Source organism: Mycobacterium sp. TH-M11 (genome assembly GCF_057473725.1).
The window spans coordinates 1-7,861 of sequence record NZ_JBYCLD010000127.1; the positions used below are offsets into that span (position 1 = coordinate 1).

The following is a 7,861-nucleotide window of genomic DNA, read 5'->3' on the forward strand; positions in this document are numbered from 1 at the left end:
CCAGCTCGCCGAGCGTCTACCCGACATTTGCCGCGCATTGTGGTGCGTGCGAGTTCAGCGCACCGTGCTCGGCGCTCACCGCGGGAGTTGATGCAGAACCATTGCTGGAAGCCGACTTTCGACGACCGCCCGACCAACAACCCAAGCCGCAACTGGGCCAGTCGACATGGGGCTTCGGACGCGGCGCCGCACCACCACGATGGTGAAAGTCCCGATGCCCGCTTGGATGCTCGAACGTCAGACGTCGAGCCCGATGTCGAGCACCCGCACCGAGTGCGTGAGCGCCCCGACCGCGAGGTAATCGACACCAGTGCGGGCGTACTCGGCCGCAGTGTCCAGCGAAAGCCCGCCGGAGGACTCGAGCTTGGTGCCCGGTGCCCGGGCATCGCGGCGTTGTACGGCGATCTGCGTCTGCCAGGCCGGGAAATTGTCGAGCAACACCAACTCGGGGTTCTCCACGAGAATGTCGTCAAGCTGCTCGAGGGAGTCGACCTCGACTTCGCACGGCAGATCCGGCGCGGCCGCCCGCACCGCTTGCAAGGCGCCCACTACCGATCCCACGGCGGCGACGTGGTTGTCCTTGATCAGCGCCGCATCACCCAGCCCGAGCCGGTGGTTCACCCCGCCGCCGACACGCACCGCGTACTTCTGCAGGGTTCGCAGCCCGGGCAGCGTTTTGCGGGTGTCACGGATCTTGGCCTTGGTGCCGTCCACCGCGGCCACCCACGCCGCGGTCGCGGTGGCGATCCCGGACAGGTGGCAGACCAGATTCAGCAGGGTCCGTTCGGCGGTCAGCAGACCGTGCATCGGCGCGTCCACCGTCAACGCCGAATCCCCGGGCTGCAAGCGCGCTCCGTCGTCGACGCGGTTGACGATGCGGTAGCCATCCGGGCCCAGCACTTCGTCGAGAACGAGCAGCGCAACGTCCACCCCGGCGATCACCCCGGGTTCGCGGCAGATCAGCGACGCGATGGCGGTCGCGCCGTCGGGAACCGTTGCCGCTGTGGTGATATCGGGCCCGTATCGCAGGTCCTCCTCGAGCGCGCGGGCGATCGTGGCGCGAGCCTCGCGCAGCTCGCTGTCGGACAGGCTCACGGCGCCGCTCCTCCTCATCGCTGCGCTCTGCATCGTCGCCGGCGGCGCATCAGCTGACCGCCGCCAGCTCTTCAACCCGCGGGCTGCAGTCGGCGGCCAACCGGACGACAAGGCTGCGGGCGGGCGCCGGGGTCGGGTCCGGGTATTCGGCCCGGTGGTGACAGCCTCGGCTTTCCTCGCGGGCCAGCGCGGCGGACGTGACCGCGCGCGCGGCAACAGTCAGGGCGGCGTCTTCCAGGCCGGTGCGCGTCGTGACCACACCGGCCACCGTCTCTGACAGGGTGTCGGCCAACCGGCGCAGCCCCTCGGCGTCGCGGACCACCGAGGCGCCGCGGGTCATCGCCCGCTGCAACTCGTCACGGGCCAGCGCGCCGCAGTCGGCCGGCGCGATGGCCGTCGCGCGGACCCGGCCCCGCAACCCGGCATGCTCGGCGGCGGCCCGTCCGGCTCGACCACCGACGACCAGTCCTTCCAGCAGGCTGTTGGAGGCCAGCCGGTTGGCCCCGTGCATACCGGTCCGGGCCACCTCGCCGGCGGCGAACAGCCCCGGCAGTTCGGTGCGGCCGTAGACGTCGGTGACCACGCCCCCGCAGCTGTAGTGCGCACCGGGGGCCACCGGGATCGGCTGACGAACGGGGTCGATGCCCGCCGCCTTGCAGGCCGCGGCAACCGTCGGAAAGCGCCGCCCGAAGTCCTCGATACCGCGGGCGTCGAGGAATACGCAGTCGTCGCCGAGGGCTCGCAGCCGGGCGTCGATAGCGCCGGCCACCACGTCGCGTGGCGCCAGGTCGCCCATTGGATGCACACCTGCTGTCACCGAATTACCTTGGCTGTCGACCAAAGTCGCGCCCTCACCGCGAATCGCTTCGGTCACCAGCGGCCGGCGGCGGCCCATGCGGCCGTCAAAGAGCATCGTCGGGTGGAACTGGATGAACTCGATGTCGCTCACCGTGGCGCCGGCCCACAGCGCCAGCGCGATGCCGTCGCCGGTAGAGCCCTTGGGGTTGGTGGTTGCGCCGTAGAGTTGGCCGAGACCTCCGGTGGCCAGGATCACCGACGGCGCGTGCACGATCCCGACGCCTCGCCGATCTGCCACCAGCACACCGGTGATCGCAGCCGTTCCCGACGTGGTGTCGGTCAGCAACCGCAGCGCGACGTGCTTGATCCGGATGTCCAGCGTGGCGGCGGCATGGTCGAGGGCGCGCTGCACCTCGGCCCCGGTGGCGTCGCCGCCGGCGTGCACGATGCGCCGACGCGAGTGCCCGCCTTCACGGCCGAGCGCCCAGCCGCCGGCCGCAGCCTCGTCGAATCGTGCTCCGTGGCTGACTAATTCGGAGACCGCCCGATAACCGTCACTGACGATCGATGTCACCGCATCGGTGTCGCACAATCCGGCGCCGGCCGCGAGGGTGTCCGCTACGTGCGCGTCGACCGAGTCGTCATTGTGCGGCAGCACCACGGCAATGCCGCCCTGGGCGTAGTGGGTCGCGGTCACGCCCGGCTTGCGGGCCGCCTTGCTGAGCACGATCACCCGCCGGCCCGCCCGGTGGGCGACCAGCGCGGCAGCCAATCCGCCCACACCCGTGCCGATGACGACGACGTCGGCGTGCTCTTCCCAGACCGGGTGGCTGCTCATTCGCCACCGCCGGGCTGGCCGATGGCGATCATCCGCTGCACGCTCTGGCGCGCCCGCTGAGCGGTGTGGGTATCGACGTGAACTTCGTCGGCGCCCTCGACCAGGCAGCGCAGCAGCGCCGCGGGGGTGATCATCTTCATGTACTTGCACGAGGCACGGTCGTTGACCGCTTGGAAGTCGGTGTCCGGCGCGGCGTTACGCAACTGATAGAGCATGCCGACCTCCGTCGCGACCAGTACCTGACGGGCCCGGGTCTCGCGCGCGGCGTCGAGCATGCCGCCGGTCGACAGGATCTTGACCCGGTCTGCCGGGAATGCGCCCTCGCCGGCCAGGTACAGCGCCGAGGTCGCGCAACCGCACTCGGGATGGACGAACAACTCGGCGTCCGGGTGCGTGCGGGCCTGCTCGGCGAGCTCGTCGCCGTTGATGCCGGCGTGTACATGGCATTCACCGGCCCAGACGTGCAGGTTGTCGCGGCCCGTCATCCGTCGCACGTGCGCGCCGAGGAACTGATCGGGGCAGAACAGCACCTCACGGTCGGCGTCGATCGAGGCGACAACGTCGACGGCGTTCGACGAGGTGCAGCAGATGTCGGTCAGCGCCTTCACCGCGGCGGTGGTGTTGACGTAGGAGACGACGGCCGCTCCCGGGTGCTCGGCCTTCCAGGCCTGCAGGTCCTCGGGTGTGATCGAGTCGGCCAGCGAGCAGCCGGCTCGCTGGTCAGGAATGAGCACGGTCTTGTCGGGGCTCAGTATTTTCGCGGTCTCGGCCATGAAGTGCACGCCGCAGAACACGATGGTGTCCTCGGATGCCTCGGCTGCCACCCGGGACAGCGCGAGCGAGTCGCCCACGTGGTCGGCGACATCCTGGATGGCCGGCAGCTGATAGTTGTGCGCCAGAATCGTGGCGTTGCGCAGCTGGGCCAGCCGACGAATATCGGCCGCCCATTGCTCGTCGCCCTCGATACCACCGAACCCGTTGGGAGAGTTGGTAATTCCAGAGGTCAAATCGTTCGCCAGGCCAGCATCCAGTCCGTTTGACCGCAAATCGGTGCGATTCACGACTGCCATAGTCGGTCCTTTCGCCTCCGAGTACAGGTTTTCGACTTATGATCGAAAACATGGCTAATGGTAGCACCGCGCACGAAGTGCTCGCTGTCGTATTCCAGGTTCGCGGGCTCGGGGCAGACCCGAAGACGCAAAAACCCGAGCTCAACGTCCTGCTGTGGCAGCGAGCCCGGGCTCCGCAGCGCGGTGCGTGGTCGCTGCCCGGCGGGCGGCTACGCCACGACGAGGACATGACAACGTCGGTGCGACGTCAGCTCGCCGAGAAGGTCGACCTACAGGAAGTCGCGCACCTGGAGCAGCTCGCGGTGTTCTCCGAGCCAGACCGGCTGCCCGGCACCCGGACGATCGCCTCGACGTTTCTGGGTCTGGTTCCCTCCCCCGCCGTCCCGGAGCTGCCATCCGACACCCGTTGGCACCCGGTCACCGCGCTGCCGACGATGGCGTTCGATCACGGCCCGATGGTCGCCCATGCCCGAACCCGACTGGCGGCGAAGATGTCCTACACCAACATCGGGTTCGCCTTGGCGCCAACCGAATTCGCCATGTCAACACTGCGTGACATCTACGGCGCCACGTTGGGTCATCAGGTGGATACCACCAACCTGCAGCGGGTGCTGGCCCGCCGCGGCGTGATCACGGCGACCGGCACCGTCGCGCAGTCCGGCCGGAGCGGCGGCCGACCGGCGGCGTTCTACCGCTTCGCCGATGCACAGCTACGGGTCACCGACGAATTCGCCGCGCTGCGCCCGCCCGGCTCGGTGTAAGACGGGCGACTCACCGGCGGGCCGACTGGATTCTTAATACCTTCTTAGGCAACAATGCCCCGATGGACATTGGCAACCTTGCGACCGCTACCGGCGCCGAGTGGATCGGACGTGCGCCGCACGAAGAACTGCAGGCCAAGGTCCGACCGCAGCTGCCGACCGAGGACCCGTTCTACCAGCCGCCACCCGGTTACCAGCACGCCACACCCGGCACCGTCCTGCGTTCGCGCGACGTTGAGCTGGCGTTTCTCGGGCTGATCCCGCAACCGGCGATGGCCACCCAGCTGCTGTACCGGAGCACCGATATGAATGGCCAGCCCGAGGCGACCGCGACCACGGTGATCGTCCCCGCCGATGCCAGTCCTGACCGCCCCTGCCCGCTGCTGTCCTACCAGTGCGCGATCGACGCAGTATCGTCGCGCTGCTTCCCGTCCTACGCGCTGCGCCGCCGCGCCAACGCGCTGGGATCGTTGGCTCAGCTGGAATTTTTGCTGATCTCCGCCGCGCTGGCCGAGGGCTGGGCGGTGTCGATCCCCGACCACGAAGGCCGCACCGGCATGTGGGGTGCGCCGTTCGAACCCGGCTACTTCATTCTGGACGGCATCCGGGCCGCGCTGGGCGCCGAACGCCTGGGACTGTCCCGCACGGCTCCGGTGGCGCTGTGGGGGTACTCCGGCGGTGGGCTGGCGACCGGTTGGGCCGCCGAGCTGTGTGCCGACTACGCACCCGAGCTGGACATCGTCGGCGCGGTCCTCGGGTCACCCGTCGGCGACCTCGGCCACACCTTCCGCCGGCTCAACGGCAGCTTCTTGTCCGGTCTGCCCGCGATGGTGGTGGCCGCGCTGGTGCACATCTATCCCGAGCTGAACCGGGTGATCGACGAGCACGCCAGTGACGAGGGTCGCGCCCTGCTGCGACGGCTGGAGAGCATGACGACGGTCGGCGCGGTGATCCGGATGGTCAAGAAGGACTTGGGCAATTATCTCGACCGGCCGCTGGAAGAAATTTTGACGATGCCCGAGGTTCAGCACGTCTTCGACAGCATCAGGCTGGGCGCCAAGGTGCCCACGCCGCCGGTGTTGATCGTGCAGGCAGTGCACGACTACCTGATCGACGTCGAAGACATCGACCGGCTGGCCGACGCCTACTCGGCCGGCGGCGCCAATGTCACCTACCACCGCGACGCGTTCAACGAGCACTTGCTGCTGCACCCGCTGTCGGCGCCGATGGCGCTGCGCTGGCTGCAGGACCGTTTTGCGCGTAGGCCGCTGACCGATCACCTGATCCGCACGACATGGCCGACGATGTTCAACCCGATGACCTACGTCGGGATGGCGCGACTGGGCGTGATCGCGGCCAAAGTCATCACCGGGAAGTCGGTGCACCGCCGTCCGCTGTGACGGCGTCGGCGGCACCTTCTGTCCGCGGGTGAATCGACTCACCGGGCGGAAAGCCGCCGAGGTCGTCGCGCGCGGTCGCTGCGACCGGCACCGCGTACACCAGTGCCGCGGTGGCCGAAGGCAGCAGCAGTGTGCAAGCCATCTCCAGCCACGACGGGCCGAAGAACACCGGCGCCGCCTGCGTGAAGTAGTGCAGCTGATCGACACTCAGCGGGATTGCAGCGAAATCGACTGTGCCATAACGGAAGTGGGCCGCCAATACGCCCACGCCGGTCGCGACACCGGCCGCGACCAGCATGCCGCTGCACAGTGCCACGACCATCCCCGGTCCGCGGTGCGCCCGCCACTGCCACACGAGCACCGCCGCGACCGCGGCGACCACATTGAGCAGCCCCAGCATCAGGAACGCGGCGACGAAGAAGTGATCAGATTCCGGCCCCAGGTATTCGTGGAGCCGCTCCCCGCTGTGGGTCAACACCAGCACGCCCCGGACCGGCGGCGCGAGCCACGCCCACAGGGCGCCGACGAGCACGCCGACCGGCACCAAACCCGCGGCGACCGTGAGCGCCGCCCGTCGTCGAGAAATCCGCGGGCCCGGCCGCATGTCCGTCATCGGAGCGGCTCGAGTTCGGCGGAATCGACCAACCCGTGCCGCGAGCATTTGGCCCACCAGCCGTCGGGCCGTACCTGCACCACCATCCGGCGGCCACACTCGGCGCAGAACCGGGGCGGCTCCAGGCCCAACCGCGCCGCGGTCGGAATAGCGGCACCCTCCGCGGACGGCTTACCCGTGTAGATGTTGTAGACGCCGGCGCTGAGCGGGGCGGGCAGATCGCGGACCATCACGCGCTACAGGCTGGCGTTGAGCGCCTTGATGGGCATCTGCAGGTCGTCGAGCAACTCCAGGTCAGCTTCGGCGGGACGCCCCAGCGTGGTCAGGTAGTTGCCGACGATCACCGCGTTGATGCCGCCCAAGATGCCTTGCTTGGCGCCCAGGTCACCCAGGGTGATCTCGCGGCCACCGGCGAACCGCAGCATGGTGCGCGGCAGCGCCAACCGGAAGGCGGCCACCGCCTTGAGCGCTTCGCCGGCCGGCAGCACCTCGAGGTCGCCGAACGGCGTGCCAGGTCGCGGGTTGAGGAAGTTCAGCGGCACCTCGTCGGGGTCGAGCTCGGCCAGGTTGGCGGCGAACTCGGCGCGCTGCTCGACGGTTTCGCCCATGCCGAGGATGCCGCCGCTGCACACCTCCATGCCGGCCGCACGCACCATCGACAGCGTCTCCCAGCGCTCTTCCCAGCTGTGCGTGGTGACGACGTCGGGGAAGAACGAACGGGCGGTCTCCAGGTTGTGGTTGTAGCGGTGCACGCCCATCGCGGCGAGCCGATCCACCTGGTCGGCGGTCAACATGCCCAGCGAACAGGCGATCTGGATGTCCACGGCGTCACGGATCGCTTCGATGCCCGCTGCCACCTGCGCCAGCAGCCGCTCGTCGGGTCCTCGCACCGCGGCGACGATGCAGAACTCGGTAGCGCCGGACTTCGCGGTCTGCTTGGCCGCCTCGACCAGGCTGGGGATGTCCAGCCAGGCGCTGCGCACCGGCGAAGCGAACAACCCCGACTGAGAGCAGAAGTGACAATCCTCAGGGCAGCCACCGGTTTTCAGGCTGATGATGCCCTCGACCTCGACCTCGGGGCCGCAATGGGCCATCCGGACCTCGTGCGCCAGGGCCAGCAGCTCTTCGAGGCGGTCGTCGGGCAGCTGCAGCACTTCGAGCACCTGCTGCTGGCTCAGCCCTTCGCCGTGCTCCAGCACCTGCCGGCGAGCCACCGCCAGAATGTCGGTGCTGTCGGTGTCGGATATCGGCCGAGTCGCCGCCTGAGTCACCAGCTACTCCTTAGG

The 7,861-nt window shown here is 68.9% G+C and carries 8 protein-coding genes; 2 read left to right on the forward strand and 6 right to left on the reverse strand.

The window, feature by feature from the left end; all coding sequences use genetic code 11:
• Nucleotides 1–237: 237 nt before the first annotated feature.
• Genes nadC through nadA form a run of 3 tightly spaced genes read right to left on the reverse strand, consistent with a single transcriptional unit; the run spans nucleotide 238 to nucleotide 3,801 of the window.
• On the reverse strand, nucleotides 238–1,095 hold the full coding sequence (nadC, locus tag AC2VOG_RS05605; RefSeq protein WP_486938930.1) for a carboxylating nicotinate-nucleotide diphosphorylase: 858 nt from the start codon (nucleotides 1,093–1,095) through the stop codon (nucleotides 238–240).
• Nucleotides 1,096–1,144: 49 nt separating this feature from the next.
• Nucleotides 1,145–2,731: an L-aspartate oxidase gene (locus AC2VOG_RS05610; protein ID WP_486938931.1), complete on the reverse strand. Its 1,587-nt coding sequence runs from the start codon at nucleotides 2,729–2,731 to the stop codon at nucleotides 1,145–1,147.
• Nucleotides 2,728–3,801 (reverse strand): quinolinate synthase NadA, encoded by a 1,074-nt coding sequence (gene nadA, locus AC2VOG_RS05615; RefSeq protein WP_486938932.1) that lies wholly within the window; start codon nucleotides 3,799–3,801, stop codon nucleotides 2,728–2,730. The genes AC2VOG_RS05610 and nadA overlap by 4 nt, the downstream gene beginning before the upstream one ends.
• 50 nt (nucleotides 3,802–3,851) lie before the next feature.
• On the opposite strand from nadA, the gene AC2VOG_RS05620 reads away from it, so the two are divergent.
• Nucleotides 3,852–4,562: an NUDIX hydrolase gene (locus tag AC2VOG_RS05620; protein WP_486938933.1), complete on the forward strand. Its 711-nt coding sequence runs from the start codon at nucleotides 3,852–3,854 to the stop codon at nucleotides 4,560–4,562.
• Between the two features lie 62 nt (nucleotides 4,563–4,624).
• Nucleotides 4,625–5,962: a lipase family protein gene (locus tag AC2VOG_RS05625; protein WP_486938934.1), complete on the forward strand. Its 1,338-nt coding sequence runs from the start codon at nucleotides 4,625–4,627 to the stop codon at nucleotides 5,960–5,962.
• Here the strand turns inward: AC2VOG_RS05625 and AC2VOG_RS05630 are convergent.
• The 3 genes from AC2VOG_RS05630 to bioB are packed head-to-tail and all read right to left on the reverse strand — an operon-like array spanning nucleotide 5,928 to nucleotide 7,846.
• Nucleotides 5,928–6,575, reverse strand: a complete 648-nt coding sequence (locus tag AC2VOG_RS05630; protein ID WP_486938935.1) for a DUF2567 domain-containing protein — start codon at nucleotides 6,573–6,575, stop codon at nucleotides 5,928–5,930. The two genes, AC2VOG_RS05625 and AC2VOG_RS05630, sit on opposite strands and share 35 nt — an antisense overlap.
• Nucleotides 6,572–6,805: a biotin synthase auxiliary protein BsaP gene (gene bsaP / locus AC2VOG_RS05635; protein WP_486938937.1), complete on the reverse strand. Its 234-nt coding sequence runs from the start codon at nucleotides 6,803–6,805 to the stop codon at nucleotides 6,572–6,574. The genes AC2VOG_RS05630 and bsaP overlap by 4 nt, the downstream gene beginning before the upstream one ends.
• 6 nt (nucleotides 6,806–6,811) lie before the next feature.
• The gene (gene bioB, locus AC2VOG_RS05640) at nucleotides 6,812–7,846 is read right to left on the reverse strand and encodes a biotin synthase BioB (RefSeq protein ID WP_486938936.1); all 1,035 of its coding nucleotides are present in this window, start codon (nucleotides 7,844–7,846) and stop codon (nucleotides 6,812–6,814) included.
• Nucleotides 7,847–7,861 lie beyond the last annotated feature (15 nt).